This window comes from Arthrobacter sp. MYb227, from assembly GCF_002975435.1.
GTDB lineage: Bacteria > Actinomycetota > Actinomycetes > Actinomycetales > Micrococcaceae > Paeniglutamicibacter.
Window position 1 is genome coordinate 96,452 of sequence record NZ_PCPT01000009.1, and the last position, 18,066, is coordinate 114,517.

Here is an 18,066-nt window from a genome sequence, read left to right on the forward strand (position 1 = left end):
AAAGCATAATGACTGGCCCCCATGATCTCGTATTTGGCTTGGTAAAACACCTTCAGGACAGCCTTTCCAAGGCAACCGATATTTCTATGGATGCTTGTCGTCCGTACCTACTTCGCTACTGAATTTTCCTTACACGAGATCGGGGTAGTGGATTTTTGCTGTCTGCGGGTGAGCTCTTAACCAGCCTTTGAGCACGTTTGCACCATAAGAAGCGAGCATCGGGTTTTCTGGGTCATCGGAAATGCCACGTGCCGCATCCGCGAGTTCTTTCGGTAGCGGAACTTGATCAATAACGGAGTCAAGGCGCGGAGAGTAGAAGAATGGAACCGAGTAGCGGTCTACTCCGGCAGGAGGTGCTGTAACTCGGTGGATGGTGGCCATGAGGTAACCATTTGTTGCTACCTCGAGCATTTCACCAAGATTCACGACTAGCGCCCCGTCAATGGGTTCCACGGCGAGCCATTCCTGCTGACCGTATGGTTGAACTTCTAGACCTCCTACTGAGTCTTGTAGCAGGAGGGTAATGAAACCGTAGTCCGCATGGGTGCCCACTCCTTGATTTCCAGCCTCTGGCACAAGCCCACCGCCTACGTAGTGAACCAATTTGCCCATCCAAGCCGGATCGGGAGAGAAAGCATGAGCGAAGTAATCTTCGGGCAGTCCCAAGCCGATGCTCAAAGCTGCAAGAAGCTCGGCCCCGACCCGTTGCATGAGTTCTGCCCAATCCATGGCAAGGGTCTGAAGCATGGGGACAGTCGCGGGCCACTGATTATGGCCCTGTAGATTCAGATAGGGGGCGTTTTGAGGAATTTCGTTGAGCGGCTCCCGATCAGGGCCAAAGTCTATTTGTTCACGTGAATCTACACGGCCACGAGTTATTTCTGCACCGAGCCGAGTATATCCCCGAAACTGAGCCGATGTACGGTTATCAAGTTCAAGCTTTTCCGTAACTGGGCGGGCAAAAAACTCAGAAATTGTTTTGAGTAGCTCGCCGGTTTGGCCAGGGCGGGAGCCGAAACCAGTGATTTGAAAGAAGCCAACATTATGGGCGGCATCGCGCAATGCCGAAATAAAGTTGTCATCGAATTTTCCAGCAGCGTTGCGTGCTAAAGACATATCGAGGACCGGAACCGAGGTAAGAGTTGTGTTCATGACTCTAGGTTGCACCCGGGAACCTCGAATGTGACATCTTTGATGACCTCATATGCAGAAGTATGAATTCTTGAGTCGTCCACCTTGAAATATGCTGTGAATCGCAGGAAAAATGCGCGACTCGGCTACATAATTGGCCAATCAGGCGATTTGAGCTCGGAAGTTTCCTAAGCTGGTGCAGTGATCTTCAAATCTGTAGGCGATTCACGCCCGTACCCTGACCATGGCTACATCACTCCTCGGGACTGGTCGGCAGTTCCACCCATGCAGGTGCGCCTCGATGAATTGGTGACGACCAAAAGCATGTTGGATCTTGCCGCATTACTGGCCGAAGATTCAACGTTCTTTGGAGATCTCTTCCCCCATGTGGTTCAGTGGCGCGGGACTCGCTATCTTGAGGATGGGCTCCACCGCGCGGTACGTACCGCCTTGCACCAGCGTTCGATTCTTCACGCACGTGTCTTGGTCTTGGAGGACTAATCGGCGATGGCACGCGACTCGAATCCGAATGAATGGCATGGACACCAGATCATCACTGAAGACGAGCTGGCGAGCCCAGAATTTTCCATAGATGAAAAGTTTAAAAGGAACCGGAAGATCCGTCACGGCGCCATTTTGGTTCTTACTGTATTGATCTTGGCGATTGCCCTAGTAGGTGCCTACCTCATCAATACACGCGCCATAGTTATCGATGCACTTGAGCCCAAACCCGTAGTCGAAAAACCCGTGGCAGTTGATGCGTCTTGTCCGGTAGGCGAACTCAAATACATGGAGCCGGCCAAGATGAAGGTCAACGTCATGAACGGAACCAAAATCGCTGGACTTGCCGGGGCAACATCGACCAAACTCAAGAAGCGCGGCTTTGCCGTGGGGGAAGTTGGGAATGTGAACTTATCCAAAACCAATATCGTTGGTGTTGTAACCTCGGGGACAGACGGCTACGCCCAGGCTATGACTCTTCAGCGACAGGTCAAGGGCCTGACTTACGTATTTGATCCCAAACGTTTAGGGACCTCGGTAGACCTAGTGATCGGTACCGAGTACAAGGACCTTATTGAAGAAAAGAAGGTCAATAAGAAGCCCGGAAAGCTTGAATGCGTGCCAACGGAAAAGCCGGCTCCGGAAAAGCCGGCTCCGGAAAAGCCGGCTCCGGAAAAGCCGGAACCGGAAAAGCCGGAACCGGCTGATGCTTCTAAGAAGCCTAAAACTACCGACTAGTTGCAGCCTTCAGGGCCACATGCTTCACCATCTGTAGATGGAGTTGCCATCATCCGCAAGGACTCACCGCCGATTTCTTTCCACACCTGGGAGAGAGCCTGTTCAAAGACCTCGGTAGGTTGGGCACCAGATACCCCGTACTTGTTCTCGAAAATGAAGAATGGAACACCGGTGACGCCCATCTCGCGGGCGCGAACACCGTCGTTGTGAACTTCATCAGCGTACTTATCGCCACCCAGCACCTCGGCAGCCTCCGTGGCCTCGAGTCCTACCTGCTGCGCGATGGCTTGCAAAGTTTTCTTATCGCCGGTGTCCAGACCCTTTTCGAAATGAGCCGAGAGTAGGGCTTCCTTCATTTCGCCACCGAGTCCGCGCTCCTTGGCTAGAGCCAATAGGCGTAGTGCAGTGAATGAGTTCGCAGGGCGTAGCGCCTCAAAGTCATAGCTCAATCCCTCAGCTTCGGCCTGTGCAGTGACATGCTGCAACATTCCCGCAACCTGATCTTCGGGCATTCCCTTGGCCTTGACGAGGTAATCTAGTTCGCTGCCATCATAGTGTTCGGGTAGCGAGGGGTCGAGCTGGAAAGCATGCCATTTCACATCGATTTTTTCACCAAAAGGCAACGCCTGTACCGCCTTTTCGAATCGGCGCTTCCCAATGAAGCACCAAGGGCAGGCGATGTCGGAATAAATATCAACGCTTAGTCGAGTCTCAGTCATGATTGCGTCAACCAAGGTGCTCCCGCTGCTATTCCCGCACGTGGTGCTTTAAATCCGGTTCGAGTGGGCCAAGAGTCACTCGAAGAAAAAATTCCGGTTAGGGCATACATACTTATCAGGCAGTAGTTTAGGTGAAAATAGGTGTCATGACAGCTGATTAGCTGTGATGATTCCCATGAGAGGTGCGCGTGTTTATGAAACATTCTCCGGAACGTATTCGACGCCCGTCTCGTCAACAAGCTCTGCACGTTCGTGACCCTTGCCCCGTACCCACAGTTTGTAGGCGATAAATAGCAGCCCAATCCACACGACTCCCACGAGTAGTGCGATCCGTGTGCCGGGCATAATCCCCAAGAGCACGATCACGAAGCCCATGAAGGCTAGGGCCGCGTAGGAAGCCGCGGGCCACCATGGGGAGGGGAATTCGGAAGGCGCCAGCGCTTTGCGAGCAATTTGTCGTTTCATGGCGATGTGCGAAAGCAGAATCATCACCCACACCCAAACCGTCGCGAATGTAGCGATGGAGGCAATGATCAAGAAGAGGGATTCTGGCATGACGTAGTTCAGCACAACGCCGATGAGCAGCACCGAAGCCATGGTGACTACCGTCATCCAGGGGACGCCATTGCGAGAAATTTTTGCAAACGAGGAAGGTGCGTGACCCTGCTGTGCCAGACCAAACATCATCCGCCCGGCGCCGAAGATATCCGAGTTGATAGCCGAAATTGCGGCTGTGATCACCACGGCGTTGAGGATGTGGGCGGCTGCCGGAATCCCCAAGTTGTCGAAGATTTGCACGAAGGGGCTGCCCTCGGTGCCAATCTGGTTCCACGGGTAGATCATCATCAAAATGCCGAGGGTGCACACGTAGAAGAGCAGGATGCGGACCGGAACGGTGTTGATCGCTGCAGGTACTACCTGCTTGGGGTTTTCGGCTTCGCCAGCGGTAATGCCTATGGTCTCAATGCCACCAAAGGCAAACATGACAATTGAGAAGGACGCGAGTAGGCCCCAGAATCCGTTGGGGAAGAACCCTCCGGCGGCCAGCATGGTGCCGATCCCCGGGTTTGCTTCGGCTGGAAGACCAAAGCCAAAGACGACAATCAAAATACCGCCGGCGATCATGGCAATAATTGCTGAGACCTTGATCAGTGAAAGCCAGAACTCTGTCTCACCAAATACCTTGACCTTCATGGTGTTCAGTGCAGCAATGATAAAGATGATCGCCAAGATCCAAATCCAGCGCGGTACATCGGGGAACCAGAACCCCATGTAGATGCCAAAGGCGGTCACGTCGGCTATTGCAACAATCGCCATCTCGAAGGCAAAGGTCCAGCCGGTAATGAAACCGGCGAAGGGCCCAAGGTATTTTGAGGCGTACTGGCCAAATGAACCGGACACTGGGTGCCGGACCGCCATCTCGCCCAAGGCGCGCATCACCATGAAAACGGCGGCGCCACCGATCATATAGGCGAGAAGTACTGCGGGACCGGCTGCCTGGATCGCCGAGGCGGAACCGTAGAACAAGCCGGTTCCAATGGCCGAGCCAAGGGCCATGAAACGGACGTGTCGGACGTTGAGTCCACGGGCAAGCGCCTGAGCGAATTGTGGCACGAAAATAAACCTTTAGTTGAAGGGGGCTTCTTCCATGGTAAGTGTGCATCTGACTTAGGGCATGATCTGGTGGCGTGTATCACTTTTAGCGGCTCGGCAATTGGTTCGCGTTTAGGCAAACACCTACAAGGCCTGTTTCCCCGAAGTGAGGATGTGAATGGTGCTTATTGAATGGCATTTTCCGCGGCCACTAGACTAGATCGGTGGGGAACTGTCCGGAATGTTGGAGCAAACCGCGAGAAATCGCCTAATTAGTTGGGCTGTTTTCGATCCTAAGCCAAGGAAAGAGGGAGATTTATCTATGGCCCGATCTTTGGGGTGGCGAGAGATTGCTTTTGCCAGTGGGCTGACAGGGATTGCGGGTTTTGTCGATGGAATAGCGTTCGTCCATTTTGGTGGCTATTTTGTCTCGTTCATGAGCGGTAACTCGACGCGTTCTAGCGCCGACTTTGCGCAAGGAAACTTTGCTGGGTGGGCACTAGCCATGGGGTTAGTCGCAAGTTTTGTCACGGGAGTTGCTGCCGCAACACTGGCAAGTCAGGTGGCTTCGGTGCAACGCCGTGCCGCGGTGCTCTCGACCTCTTCTATCCTGTTGCTTGCCGCAGCATTCTTCACTCTGGGTAACGGAGTCGGGACGTGGGTTGCAGTATTTATGGCAATGTCAATGGGAGCAGTCAACGCTACCTACACGCGACGTGGGGAGGTGAGCGTGGGCTTGACGTATATGACAGGTGCCTTAGTGAAAATTGGACAGCATCTTGCTACGGCAATAACCGGGGGAGCCCGCTGGGCGTGGTTGCCCTATGCTGCCTTGTGGTCAATGATTACCTTGGGCTCATTCATTGGTGCGCTGACCTACGTGAACCTAGGACTCATGAGCTTGTGGATTGCGGCGATTGCCATGGTTCTATGGACGCTGATCGCAATTTATCGGGATAGCCCGCGACGAATATTCCGGGTTAAAAACTAAGCTCTCACGCTTTGTGGACCCCGAGCATGACGTCCATGGACCGCGTAGTAGAGGCCGATTCCGGCGGCCGAGAACGCCGCAAGAATTCCAAACATTCCCGTATAGCCTAGGTGCGGAATGGTTAGCCCCAAAACTACCGGACCAAATCCGACACCTAGATCAAGCATAAGGAAAAATGTTGAGGTTGCCACGCCCATCTCGGCGGGGGATACCGCAGATACGGCTATTGCTTGGGCACAGGGCATCAGGGCGCCAAAGCCCAATCCGGTAAGGATTGCGGCCGCTACTATGCTCAAGTTCCCTGGTTGCAGGGCAAGCGAAGCCATTCCCAGGGCAAAGACCACCAGTAGCGGGTACATGATCGAATTGTCTCCCTTGCGATCTTGGATACGGCCAGCAAAAAGCCGTGATACCAACACCATGACCGCATAAACTAAGAAGAACCAGCTGGCTGCCTCGGTCATGGAAGCCGAAATCAAATACGGGGCAAGGAAAGAAATAATTCCCGAGTAGGCGGTTCCGCACACCAAGAGCACCAAGGAGATTGGTAATGCGGCGGGGCTAATAATTGAGCGTATGAATCCGCCCCGACGAGCCCCGGGATGTTCCTTTGAGGCTTTCTTGGGTGGTTCTGGCAGACGCAGCATGAGACAGAACAGCAGGGCAACCGCCGAGGAAATTGAGCAGAAGAGGAAAACTGCATTGTAGTTTCCATCCGCGGCCATCAACACCGCTAAAAATGGGCCAGCTGCTGTGGACAGCGTTGTTGAGAGCCCAAAGTAGCCGGTTCCTTCGCTGCGCCTAGCCGGTGGAATCAGGCTCTGGACCGCTGTTGCAAGCGCTGTGTTGCCGGTGCCGAAGGCCATTCCGTGAACAAAGCGCACGATCAGCAACAGCCACAGTGAATTGCTGGGGATGTATAGCACCGAGGCAATAACAAAGACTACCAGTGAAGCAAGTAAGAGTGGTTTGCGCCCGCACAAGGCCAGTAATTTTCCGGCGAAGAGCCTCGCACACACCGAGCCAATAATGAATGCACTCGAGGCAAGACCCGCTGCACTATCCGAGGCGTGGAAGCGCTCAACCGCATAGAGCGCCATAGAAGTCATCAGCAGGTAGAACACCATGGAAATGAACAGGTTGGCGATTGAAGCGAGCACAAAATCCCGGGTGAAAAGTTTCGTGGGTTGATGATGCTGGCTGCTCAACGAGTTCCTTCTGTGGTTTTTGATGCGTGCTGGGAGCTAAGTCCTTCAATTCATTATTGACCTACCCTAGGCCCGAGACGCGCGGAGTCGGTCCCTATGTGGGTGAACGCACGTGCCATGGTGGGCAAAGTGTCATGATGAGACACAAAAACGAAGATCCCCTTTCAAACAGCTCTGCCGAGTGGGGATCTTCGAAGTTTATGAAATTTGTGTTGGTGGGGGGGAAACCTCTTTGCTTCCCCCCCACCAAGTGTGTTGCTAGGCGTTTACCTTTTCCGGTGCCTTGGCTTCATGTAGGTAACGGTTGTAGGCCTGGACGGTGAGGAAAGTTGGGAAGTCCTCACGCAGGGCGCAGGCTTCGAAGATTTCGCGTGCGTCTTCAAAGCGATCCCCCTCAAAACGTGAGAGCTTATCGAATTCTTCCTCGGTCAAATCTTCAACCCAGCTTCGTGAGATCAGTTCACCCTCATCGGTGATTGCTGCCTGCTGGATCCACTGCCAGATCTGTGAACGGGAGATTTCGGCCGTTGCCGCATCTTCCATGAGGTTGTGAATGGCAACTGCACCATTTCCACGCAACCAAGCTTCCATGTAACGGATGCCAACCTCGATGTTATTGCGGATGCCTTCCTCAGTGATCTTGCCTTCGGTAGCGGCAATATTCAACAGTCCCTTATCGTCCGGGGTCACGTCATCACGAGTGCGATCTCGCTGATTCGGCTTATCTCCTAGAACCGAATCGAAGACTTCACGGGCAACAGGAACCAAATCCGGGTGGGCAACCCATGAACCATCGAAGCCGTCGTTGGCTTCGCGGGTTTTATCGGCACGAACCTTCTCGAAGGCCACGGTATTGATTGCCTCATCCTTGCGGTTGGGGATGAAGGCAGCCATACCGCCAATGGCCAAGGCACCGCGGCGGTGGCAGGCACGGACCAGTTGCTCGGTGTAGGAGCGCATGAACGGAGCGGTCATGGTGACCATTGCGCGGTCCGGGAGTACAAAGCGTGGGCCACGTGAGCGGAAGTTCTTGATGATGGAGAAGATGTAATCCCAGCGACCTGCGTTCAGGCCTGCCGAGTGTTCGCGCAGTTCGTAGAGGATTTCTTCCATCTCAAAGGCCGCGGTGATGGTCTCGATGAGCACTGTGGCACGGATGGTGCCCTGCGGGATACCAACCAGGTCCTGAGCCAGGATGAAGACATCGTTCCAGAGACGTGCCTCGAGGTGGTTTTCGATCTTCGGCAGGTAGAAGTACGGTCCACGGCCCTGTGAGATCAGACGCTGGGCGTTGTGGTAGAAGTACAAACCAAAGTCAACCAAGGCGCCGGAGATCGGCTTGCCGGCAACCAACAGGTTCTTTTCTGGCAGGTGCCAACCGCGGGGACGGACAACGATGGTTGGCATGTCGGTGAGCTTTCCACCGGTCAGCTTGTATTCCTTGCCCTCCGGGGAGGTGAAATCGATGTTGCGATCAAGTACTGCGCGCAGGTTCAGCTGGCCGTTGATGACGTTTGACCAGTTGGGTGTGGAGGAGTCTTCAAGATCGGCAAGCCAAACCTTGGCACCGGAATTCAGTGCGTTGATTGTCATCTTGCGGTCGGTGGGGCCGGTGATTTCCACGCGGCGGTCCTCCAGGCCGGGAGCGATGGGAGCTACCTGCCAGGAAGCATCTTCACGGATGTGCTTGGTCTCGGGGCGGAACTTCGGATCGGCACCATTGGCAATCCGGGCTCGGTTCAGCTGGCGTGTCTGCATTAATTCGGCGCGACGTGAGTCGAATGCCTTGTGGAGCTGAGCCAGGAAGTCCAGCGCCTGAGGGGTAAGGACCTCCTCCTGCCGGCGAACCGGCGCAGCGACCAAAGTAATACCGTTCAGGGTGATGGGATCGTTCATGGCTGGACTCCTTCGAAAATCAAAATTTTGTGGGTGGCGGTGTGCCAAAAAATTGTAGAGATGGGTGAAACCCCGTGGGGCCGGCATCATTGCCGACCCCACGGGATACCGCGGTGGTAAACCGCTGCGGTGTTTAGTGGAACTGGCCGGCTTCGGTGGATCCCACCAGTGCCAGGGTTGATGCGTTCGGGTTAAGAACTGTTGCAATGTCGTCGAAGTAGCCGGTGCCGACTTCGCGCTGGTGCTTGGTTGCGGTGTAGCCGCGTGCCTCGGAAGCGAATTCTGCTTCCTGAAGTTCAACGTAGGCGCTCATACCATCGCGAGCGTAACCGTGAGCCAGATCGAACATCGAATGGTTCAACGAGTGGAAGCCAGCGAGGGTGATGAACTGGAAGGTGAAGCCCATGGCGCCGAGTTCGCGCTGGAACTTGGCGATGGTTGCATCGTCCAGGTGCTTCTTCCAGTTGAAGGAAGGGGAGCAGTTGTAGGAAAGCATCTGGTCCGGGAAGTCCTTCTTGACTGCCTCGGCGAACTTGCGGGCAAGTTCCAGATCCGGGGTGCCGGTTTCCATCCAGATGAGATCCGAGTACGGTGCGTAAGCCTTAGCGCGGGCGATGCATGGCTCGATGCCGTTGCGAACCTTGTAGAAGCCTTCCGCGGTGCGCTCGCCGGTGACGAATTCCTTGTCGCGATCATCAACGTCCGAGGTGATCAGGGTCGCTGCCTCGGCGTCGGTGCGGGCGATGACTACCGAAGGGGTACCTGCGACATCTGAGGCCAGACGAGCTGCGTTCAGGGTGCGAACGTGCTGCTGGGTCGGGATCAGAACCTTGCCACCGAGGTGACCACACTTCTTTTCCGAGGCGAGCTGGTCTTCCCAGTGAACACCCGCAGCGCCGGAGGAAATCATTGACTTCATCAGTTCGTAGGCGTTTAGTGGGCCACCGAAGCCGGCTTCTGCGTCGGCGACGATTGGCACGAGCCAATCTTCAACGGACTTGATGCCTTCTGCGTGCTCGATCTGGTCTGCGCGGAGCAGTGCGTTGTTGATGCGGCGGACAACCTGTGGAACCGAGTTGGCCGGGTAGAGGGACTGGTCCGGGTAGGTGTGTCCGGAGAGGTTGGCGTCTGCTGCGACCTGCCAACCCGAAAGGTAGATGGCCCGCAGGCCGGCCTTGACCTGCTGTACTGCCTGGTTGCCGGTCAGTGCGCCCAATGCGTTGGTGTAGCCACCGGTCGGTGCTTCCTCGGTGAGTTGCTTCCAAAGCTTTTCGGAGCCGCGGCGAGCCAGCGTGTGCTCTTCCTGCACCGAGCCCTGAAGCTTCACAACGTCGGCTGCCGAGTAATCACGAGTAATACCATTCCAGCGGGGGTTGGTTGCCCAATCCTGTTCGATTGCTGCGATACGGTTCTCGGTCGAGTTCTGCTCGGTCATTGCCTTCTCCTTGCTTGATTGCCGGTTGCCGGTCCAGGATCGTTTGCTCTGATCCCGGTAGGTTGTTCCGGCGTTCTTTCTGCGTAAGAACTACATTTCCGCACTTCGCAAGCGCTGCCAAGAGAGTCTTAGTGGAAAGATTTGCGTTTCTTTCCAAAACCATAAGAAGTGCTCCGTGCCACAACAAAAGCATGAGAAAACCGAAAACTTCTTCAGACGGTGCGGAATCGGTTGAAAGTCAGTTGAATATTTCCGAAGCCACAAGAACAAGCGATCTATAGATGGACGGATTCCGCGCGAGCGAGCCGTTAGCCGAACAGCCTTGTAGAACCGAGCGGCAATGCCGCACGTGCAACCGCATCGGCTACGTTGCGCGGGGATCCCGAGCCGTCGACAACGTGCCAGCCGCGGCGGCGGGCAAGCCCCAAATAGGCGGATCGAGCGGCCAGTAGATAATCCATGGCTTCGTGGTCTTCCCCGCGGGCCATGATGCGCTGGTAGGCAAGCTCCGCAGGGACATCAATCAAAACGATGACCTCCGGGCGCGGAAGCCGAGCAAATAACCAAGGCAAGATGCGCCCGGTCGGAAAACCCCGTAGGGCCTGCAACACCAACTGACAGGGAATATGCCTGTCCATCACCGTTATACCGGGGAACCGGGTGGCACGCCCATGGGCATAGAGAACGTTGGCACAGCGCACCGCCCATTCAAGACGATTAGCCCAAAGCGGACTTAGCTGGGCACCAAAGCGCGCTGTCATCCGGGAAGCCCAGCGCCGTCCACTCGGGTTACGCATGATTTGGGCCGACATACCCGTAGTTCGAAGATCGGTGGCAAACATTTGTGCCACGGTAGATTTCCCGGCACCGTCGATCCCCAGCAACGCAATGGTGCGCGGGTATGCGGGCCGTTGCATGATGCTTTGGTCGCATACTCCAGTTTCCCCATAAGGCTCAACGGTGAGAAGGGGCGCTGGGATTAGCGTTTCTGACATATGGCTCCGAGGCAGCGGTAGTTGAGTATTCTCTTCGTGAGATTCAACGAATGAGGTGACTACATCGGTACCGCGCTGAAGCTGGGTGTTTGCCATGAATGAGGGGCGATACAGTACCCTCACAAGATGTAGGCGGCAACCAGCTGGGAAAGCGCGCGCACATCCACCTGCCCCTTGAACTCAAGACGTACCTTGCCCAAACCGCTGAACCATAGATCTAACTCGGCATCTAGGTCGAAAGTTCCAGCGGTTTCCACGGAGAACGCCTGAACCTTGGAATATGGCAACGAAGTGTAGTCTCGCTTCTTCCCGGTGATTCCGTGAACGTTTACCGCCATGAGCCGTTTGTTAGTGAAAACCACATAGTCGCGTGCGCCTTGAAGGCGGCAAGGAGTTCTTCGCCCTGAATCAAAAGCTGCGTGATTTCGCCGGCGATGTCTTGAATGTTGCACGGGCTGAGTTTGAAAACACAAGCGTTATTAAAATCGATCATACGAGCGACAATGTCGATTGTGCAGGACAGTTTCGCACGGTTGCTCCAGGCGCTAATGCCGCTCGGTGATCCTCGCGGCAATCGACGCACAAACACTAAAAGTTAGTGTCAGTCCAAGAATGAGTAACAGCGGGGCATTCCAAGAACCAGTGCTGCTGTTGAGCCAACCGGCAAACGACGGGGCGAATGTAGCTGCCAAATAGCCACCGGCCTGGACCTTGGCAGAAGCCGAGGCCATGAGGGAATCACTTGTTGCAACCCTCGGAATGATCGAGAAAATCGCGGTGAATCCACCGCCCTGAGCAATGCCACCCAAAATTGACCACACCATGAAAGCATCGGGAGCCAAGAGTAAACCGATCGGAAGCGAAACCCAGCATGCGGCCACGACGGCAGTGGCTACCCACAACTTAGTCCTATGGGCGAGTAGCGGAACACCGAACGCACCGATGACTGCGGCAATCTGGAATAGTGAGGCGGTAGCGCCGGATGAGGTCTGGGGTAAGCCACGTGATTCAGAGAGCAACAGTGGCAACCATGCGGTTGTCGCGTAGTACGCCGCTGACTGACCACAGAATGCGGCTATCAAGAGGGCAACAACCCGACGGTAAAGACGCAGATCACCAGTCTTTGCTGAGGAAGCACCCCTGACGATAATCGTGGGTGAAGGGGACTTCTCAGACACCGCTACTGGGCTGGGCAATGCGGCCTGAACTGCTCGCTCCCGGCGCATCCGGGCCAACCAGTATCCAAGGCCCAGAGCGGCAATAACAGCCCATGAAGCGATGGCCCAACGCCACCCCATAAGAGCGGCCAACGGTGCGGTGCCCAGCAAGGTCACCATGGAGCCGATGTTCATGATTGCCGAGTAGGCTCCGGTAACTGTGGGGATCTTATTCCAATGCACATCCCGGCGAATCAGCACGGGGATAGCAATGTTCCCCAAGGTCATGGCCGCACCAATCAACGCCGTTCCGCCCAAGAGCAACGAGGTAGAGCCCAAGGAACGCACCACGGTTCCAACCATGACCCCGGTCAGACACAAAATAATTGTTGTTTCCGGACCAAACCTGCGGATGGCTCGGGTAGCTAGTGGTGTAGCCAAGGCAAAGAGCAAGATGGGCAGCCCGGTCAGTAGACCCGCACCAGAACTCGAAAGTCCCGTGTCGGCCTGAATATTAGCGATCACCGCGGTCGGAGCAATAATCGGCGCTCGCAGACTGAACGCAACAACCACGATTCCTGCGATAACCCAGAAAAGGGAGGTGCGCGGGGCTGGGCGGGGATCCGAGACAAGCTCCTTTGAAAGAATGAGAATCGATAAATGACGTGGCAATACGTATACGGTTCCGCCGCCAGCCTACCGAAAGGGAGTCGTGCATTGGCGCTGTAGAAGGTAGTACTACGCGGTGCTACGACCGGTTGCGCGTGATCGAGGTTGAGCTAGTGCGCCGCCCACCATCTGAAATGCACTATTTTGCGTTTCTTTCCTCCGTTATGCGTCAAAGACTGACATATTGGTGAAAGTTCTGGAAAGAAGGGGAGATCTTCGCATACTCTAAGGCTGTGAGCACTCCCACATGGAATCGGATCGCAGCACCCGAAAAAAGTACCCTCTCTGCGCAAGACGCCGAAGAATTGGACGTCATTTCGCTAGGCAGGCGTCTTCGCCATCTCCGCAAGGCCAAGGCCATGACCCTGGACGACTTGTCGGAGGCCGTTGGCACGGCACCCAGCCAGCTCTCCCTGATGGAGAACGGCAAGCGTGAACCCAAACTGAGCATGCTCAAGTCCCTGGCCGCGGTCTTCGGTGTGGGCCTGGATGAACTATTAGGGGCAGAACCCCCCACAAAACGTGCGGCATTGGAAATTGAACTCGAACGTGCCCAGCGTGGTCCGCTATACCAATCCTTGGGTTTGCCCAAGGTTCGCATCTCTTCAAGGCTCCCCATGGATGTGCTTGAATCCTTGGTCGGTTTGCAAGGAGAACTTGAACGCAGACTCAACGAACAATCCGCGACTCCGGAAGAAGCACGCAGGGCGAATGTTGAGCTGCGTGATGAGATGCGTGAACGGAATAACTATTTTCCGGAGATTGAAAAGGAAGCTGCCAAAGTACTCAAGGCCATTGGCCACTCCACCGGGCCCCTCTCACACCATCAGGTTGCCGATATTGCTGGGCATCTAGGGTTCTCACTGCACAGCGTTTCGGATCTTCCGCATTCAACTCGTTCGGTGACCGACCTGAAAAACATGCGTATTTATCTCACCCAGTCGCAGCGTTCGGAACACTCAACTCGTTCGGTCTTGCTCCAGGCCTTCGGTCACCATGTGCTTGGGCACTCGACGCCCAGTGATTATGCAGAGTTTTTACGCCAACGAGTAGCAACCAACTATTTTGCTGCATCCTTGATGATGCCGGAAAAGGCGACGGTCGACTTCCTACAAAAGGCAAAAAGTGCCCGCGAGTTAGCCGTCGAAGATATCCGTGATGCCTTTGCAGTCTCCTATGAAACAGCTGCTCACCGTTTCACCAACCTGGCCACGGAGCATTTGGGCATTACCGTGCACTTCCAAAAGGTCCATGAGTCTGGAATCATCCACAAGGCCTATGAAAACGATGGCGTAAATTTCCCCATGGACCACATGGGTGCCATCGAAGGACAAGCGGTCTGCAAATATTGGACCAGTCGTGAGGTCTTTGACGTTCCCGATCAGTTCAGTGCCTATAACCAATACACCGACACCACCGCCGGGACCTTCTGGTGCACAGCACGTACCGAACGGTCAAATACTGGAAAGTTTTCGCTGAGTATTGGTGTTCCCTATGTTCACGTGAAGTGGTTCCGCGGCCGGGACACCACGGAACGATCAAAGTCCACCTGCCCGGACGACTCGTGTTGCCGCCGGCCACCCCTAGCGTTACGCCAAGAATGGTCGGGATTTGCCTGGCCAAGCGCCAGGGCACAAACCCACCTGTTGGCAGCTATGCCGCAGGGCGCCTTCCCTGGCGTGGATGAGACCGAAGTGTATTCATTCCTATCCCACCATGCACAAGGTTAGGCACGGGGGCGTCGGCCACGTTCGAGGCTCAGTGAGCACCCGCGCTCTGCGGCGGATGTCATTATTTTGGCCAATATTATTGGCGGCCGCCACGCACGGACGCCCTCGCTGTAGCGTGTGTGAGCGGTTCTCATGGTCGTCATTGAGCGCTTCGCCGTTCGGGTCCCGGCACACATGAGGCTGGCAGGTGCTAGGCGATCCTTAGCACAAATTTCCGTGAAAACTACCTGCGGTCTGCGGCGATTGTGAGCCGTAGGGACCCGTTGGGAACGGTGCTGAACTCGATTTGTGCCAGCGAGTTCACGATCGCGTTGGCTTCGAGAGCATCGGCACCGTACGTTCCTGTGACGGCCAGCGTGTAGGCACCCGCAGCGTTCCCAGCGCTCAAACCAGCAGGTGCGTCCTCTACTACCAAACAGCGAGAAATATCTACGCCCAGTCGTTGCGCGGATAGTAAGAATCCTTCGGGTGAAGGTTTACCCGTCGCTACCTGATCCGCGGTAACCATGTGGAGGGGGCGTGCCAGTGATGCTGCGCCCATCCGAGCCGAGGCTAAGGCACTCGTGCATGAAGTAACAATGGTCCAACGTTCGGCAGGTAGCGAGGCCAAGAGTGCTCCCACCCCATCTTTGAGATGGATTCCTTCGGTGTCCTCAATTTCTAAACGGGTGATCAGTTCCAGTGCTTCGGCGTGCCGAGGCTCATCTATAAGCGTATTGACAAGGCTTTGAGCGGTGAGTCCGTGCAATGTGTGTGTGTAATTGGAAAGGCCCATGAGGGTTCCCCAATGAGTCCATGCACGTTCGGTGGCGATCGTGGAATCAATGAGGGTGCCGTCCAGGTCAAAGAGAATAGCCTCAAATTCGAGACCTGCCAAGCTTTCGATTCCGTGGGGGGAAGCGGTGTGGTGAGTCATGGTATTCCTTTCGGAAATGTCAGATGCCATAGGTAGCGATGCGTGCGGCGGTAAACCTGCCGCGTACCTCGGCGGCCCAGGTGGAACCCTGCGGCTCAAATATTTCATCGGTAGTACGCGACCACGTGGGAGGCTCACTTTCACCACTGAGCGCCCAGGCTGCTTGCCGGGCAGCACCGAGGGCAACGTATTCGGCCGAAACCGGAACGACCACTTCAACCCCGAAGATATCGGCTGCGGCTCGGCGCACCGAGCGGGAGAGCGATCCTCCGCCGATAAGTACGATACGTTGGGCGCTAACCCCTTGGGCACGCAGCCTATCTAGCGCATCGGAAAGTGTGCATAGCAAGCCGAGGACCGAGGCCCTGGCCATGTTTTCCGGTGTGAAGTTCGCCCGAGTCAGCCCGGTCATGGTGCCCGTAGCGTGTGGTAAATCAGGTGTGCGTTCCCCGTCAAAGTAAGGGATTAGAGTCAGGCCGTCAGCATCCGGTGCTCCGGCCGAGGCCAGGCGGTCAAATTCGTTGAGATCAACATTGAGCATGGTGGCGCTGGCCGATAATGTGCGGGCCGCGTTGATCGTAGCCAAGAGCGGAAGATTGTTCCCAGTTGCATCCGCGAAGCCCGCAACTGCGCCGCTGGGGTCCTGGATACGGGCGGCGGAAGGGGCAAATACTGTTCCGCTGGTGCCGATGCTGACAACTACTTCGCCGGGAACCAGTCCGAGTCCTAAGGCGGCTCCCGCATTATCTCCGCAGCCGGCGGCGATCAACGCGCCCGAAGGAGTGGTCCCGGCAACCTCGGAAGGCCCTAGAACCTTGGGCAACTGGGGAGTTCGGCCGAAGGCGAGTTCCAGGATGTCTTCGCGGTAGCGGCCCTCCGGAACTGAATAATATCCGGTGCCCGAAGCGTCGCTTCGATCTGTGGTTGCGATCGCAGGGCGCCCGGCAAGTTGCCACGTCAACCAGTCGTGTGGCAAGAGGACTTGGTGGACACGATCGGCCAGTTCCGGGTGATTTTCTGCAAGCCATGCCAGTTTGGTGACGGTAAAAGATGGAACTGGAACAATGCCGATTTCTTTGGCCCAGTATTCGGAGCCCAAGCGTTCACGCAGGGCCTTGGCCTGCGGTGCAGAGCGAGTGTCGTTCCACAAGAGGGCGTCGTGGACCGGCGCTCCGGAAGCGTCGAGGGCCACCATTCCATGCTGTTGAGCACTGACGGAGAGAGCAGCAACATCATCGAGTGTTCCCTGAGATTCCAAGGCCTCCCACCAGCGTTCCGGGCGGATGCTGGTTCCGTCCGGGTGCGGCGCCGAGGTCTTGCTGAGGATTTCACCGGTTTCGGCATCTACTCGCACCACTTTGGTGCTTTGAGTCGAGGAATCTATCCCGGCGACGACGGTGCGGCTCATGCGTGGTTCTCCAATAGTCGGCTGGCGAGAGAAAAGTCTGTGACCAATGAATCGATAAGTCCCGAGGCAAGTGCGGCGCGGACAGCGTCGGATTTCAAGGCACCGCCGGCGACACCGATAACCTCGCGAATGGCTCGTAAACCAGTGGCATCGATGGCGATGCAACGTTCCTGAATGGCATCGACCAGCTGGCCGTCTCGATCGATAAGGATTGAACCGATATCGGCTTGCACGCCGCGTTCGAGCAACATTGCGTGATCAGCTGCGCTCAGCGCAGGATTATCGTGGAATTGCGAGTCGGCCGGGGACCAGCTTCCGATGGCCACTAGGGCTAAATTTACCCTGTCGAACTGGCTCATGGTCTGCTGGACATCGTGCTGCCGGCGAATTGCCGCAGCAGCTTCCGGGTCGGAAGCCACGAGTGGAGCATAAAGCGTCCAGCCTCGAGATTTTGCGGCCTCTCCCACGCGTCGAATGACTTCAACGCCTGTGGCTTGCATGGGGCCAGCGACGCCTGCCAGTTGCACGACTTCGGAAACCGCAAGACTTTCCAAAGAGCGGGCCAACTGCCCCAAGGTGCGGCCAGCCGTCATCCCAAGAACATGCTCTGGGGTTGAAATCTCTGAAAGCAATTGGGCCCCGACCCTTCCGAGCTCTTCCTGAACCGCTTCGGGGGAGTCGGTGGGAGTGCGAACCACTACAGCACGTTTGAGCCCAAAGCGTTTTTGCAGTTCAAGTGATCTTTCAACATCGATGGGGCCGGGAACCGAGATCTCAAAGGTGACGATCCCGGACTTCACCGCATCATCGAGTAAGCGGCCCACCTTGAATCTGCTCAGTCCGAGCTCTTCGGCGATTTCAACACGGGTTTTCCCGAGGATGTAATGCTCACGAGCAATATGAGCTAGCCGAACGAGCTCATCGGGGCCGATAGGTGTCAAGGTGGGGTCTCCTAGTGGGGTTTCTGATTCCCAGCCTA

General features: G+C 55.9%; 17 protein-coding genes. 4 read left to right on the top strand and 13 right to left on the bottom strand.

Features of this window, described 5'->3' with window-relative positions; genetic code table 11:
• Positions 1–129: 129 nt before the first annotated feature.
• A complete protein-coding gene (locus CQ018_RS15595; protein WP_105550938.1) occupies positions 130–1,152 on the bottom strand; it encodes an isopenicillin N synthase family oxygenase in 1,023 nt (340 codons plus the stop codon).
• Between the two features lie 180 nt (positions 1,153–1,332).
• Here CQ018_RS15595 and CQ018_RS15600 point away from each other — a divergent pair, with 180 nt between their 5' ends.
• On the top strand, positions 1,333–1,632 hold the full coding sequence (locus CQ018_RS15600; RefSeq protein ID WP_105550939.1) for a type II toxin-antitoxin system VapB family antitoxin: 300 nt from the start codon (positions 1,333–1,335) through the stop codon (positions 1,630–1,632).
• A 6-nt stretch (positions 1,633–1,638) separates the two neighbouring features.
• Positions 1,639–2,370 (top strand): LytR C-terminal domain-containing protein, encoded by a 732-nt coding sequence (locus CQ018_RS15605; RefSeq protein WP_105550940.1) that lies wholly within the window; start codon positions 1,639–1,641, stop codon positions 2,368–2,370.
• Here the strand turns inward: CQ018_RS15605 and CQ018_RS15610 are convergent.
• Positions 2,367–3,089, bottom strand: a complete 723-nt coding sequence (locus CQ018_RS15610) for a DsbA family protein (RefSeq protein ID WP_105550973.1) — start codon at positions 3,087–3,089, stop codon at positions 2,367–2,369. The two genes, CQ018_RS15605 and CQ018_RS15610, sit on opposite strands and share 4 nt — an antisense overlap.
• A 192-nt stretch (positions 3,090–3,281) precedes the next feature.
• Entirely contained in the window at positions 3,282–4,646 is a 1,365-nt protein-coding gene (locus CQ018_RS15615; RefSeq protein WP_374954213.1) for an amino acid permease, read from the bottom strand.
• A 358-nt stretch (positions 4,647–5,004) separates the two neighbouring features.
• On the opposite strand from CQ018_RS15615, the gene CQ018_RS15620 reads away from it, so the two are divergent.
• Positions 5,005–5,673, top strand: coding sequence for a YoaK family protein (locus CQ018_RS15620; protein ID WP_105550942.1), 669 nt, complete (start codon positions 5,005–5,007; stop codon positions 5,671–5,673).
• Here the strand turns inward: CQ018_RS15620 and CQ018_RS15625 are convergent.
• From CQ018_RS15625 to CQ018_RS15650, 7 genes are all read right to left on the bottom strand, one after another.
• Positions 5,670–6,881, bottom strand: coding sequence for an MFS transporter (locus CQ018_RS15625; RefSeq protein WP_258142647.1), 1,212 nt, complete (start codon positions 6,879–6,881; stop codon positions 5,670–5,672). The two genes, CQ018_RS15620 and CQ018_RS15625, sit on opposite strands and share 4 nt — an antisense overlap.
• Positions 6,882–7,139: 258 nt before the next feature.
• Positions 7,140–8,777, bottom strand: a complete 1,638-nt coding sequence (aceB, locus tag CQ018_RS15630) for a malate synthase A (RefSeq protein ID WP_105550943.1) — start codon at positions 8,775–8,777, stop codon at positions 7,140–7,142.
• A gap of 133 nt (positions 8,778–8,910) precedes the next feature.
• The gene (aceA, locus tag CQ018_RS15635; RefSeq protein WP_105550944.1) at positions 8,911–10,212 is read right to left on the bottom strand and encodes an isocitrate lyase; all 1,302 of its coding nucleotides are present in this window, start codon (positions 10,210–10,212) and stop codon (positions 8,911–8,913) included.
• A gap of 308 nt (positions 10,213–10,520) precedes the next feature.
• Positions 10,521–11,129: a thymidylate kinase gene (locus tag CQ018_RS15640; RefSeq protein ID WP_105550975.1), complete on the bottom strand. Its 609-nt coding sequence runs from the start codon at positions 11,127–11,129 to the stop codon at positions 10,521–10,523.
• A 197-nt stretch (positions 11,130–11,326) separates the two neighbouring features.
• Positions 11,327–11,545 carry a PH domain-containing protein gene (locus CQ018_RS20600; RefSeq protein WP_258142648.1) on the bottom strand — a complete coding sequence of 73 codons (219 nt, stop codon included), beginning with the start codon at positions 11,543–11,545 and terminating at the stop codon, positions 11,327–11,329.
• Positions 11,536–11,700, bottom strand: coding sequence for a PH domain-containing protein (locus CQ018_RS20605; protein ID WP_258142649.1), 165 nt, complete (start codon positions 11,698–11,700; stop codon positions 11,536–11,538). Before CQ018_RS20605 ends, CQ018_RS20600 begins: the two co-directional genes overlap by 10 nt.
• A 52-nt stretch (positions 11,701–11,752) precedes the next feature.
• Positions 11,753–13,036, bottom strand: a complete 1,284-nt coding sequence (locus tag CQ018_RS15650; protein ID WP_258142650.1) for a CynX/NimT family MFS transporter — start codon at positions 13,034–13,036, stop codon at positions 11,753–11,755.
• A gap of 230 nt (positions 13,037–13,266) precedes the next feature.
• Here CQ018_RS15650 and CQ018_RS15655 point away from each other — a divergent pair, with 230 nt between their 5' ends.
• The gene (locus tag CQ018_RS15655) at positions 13,267–14,763 is read left to right on the top strand and encodes a helix-turn-helix transcriptional regulator (RefSeq protein ID WP_258142651.1); all 1,497 of its coding nucleotides are present in this window, start codon (positions 13,267–13,269) and stop codon (positions 14,761–14,763) included.
• Between the two features lie 223 nt (positions 14,764–14,986).
• On the opposite strand, the gene CQ018_RS15660 is transcribed toward CQ018_RS15655, so the two are convergent.
• The 3 genes from CQ018_RS15660 to CQ018_RS15670 are packed head-to-tail and all read right to left on the bottom strand — an operon-like array spanning position 14,987 to position 18,028.
• The gene (locus tag CQ018_RS15660; RefSeq protein ID WP_105550946.1) at positions 14,987–15,679 is read right to left on the bottom strand and encodes an HAD-IA family hydrolase; all 693 of its coding nucleotides are present in this window, start codon (positions 15,677–15,679) and stop codon (positions 14,987–14,989) included.
• A gap of 19 nt (positions 15,680–15,698) precedes the next feature.
• Positions 15,699–17,087 (bottom strand): xylulokinase, encoded by a 1,389-nt coding sequence (gene xylB / locus CQ018_RS15665; protein ID WP_105550947.1) that lies wholly within the window; start codon positions 17,085–17,087, stop codon positions 15,699–15,701.
• Positions 17,084–18,028, bottom strand: coding sequence for a sugar-binding transcriptional regulator (locus CQ018_RS15670; protein ID WP_181149924.1), 945 nt, complete (start codon positions 18,026–18,028; stop codon positions 17,084–17,086). Before CQ018_RS15670 ends, xylB begins: the two co-directional genes overlap by 4 nt.
• Between the last annotated feature and the right edge of the window lie 38 nt (positions 18,029–18,066).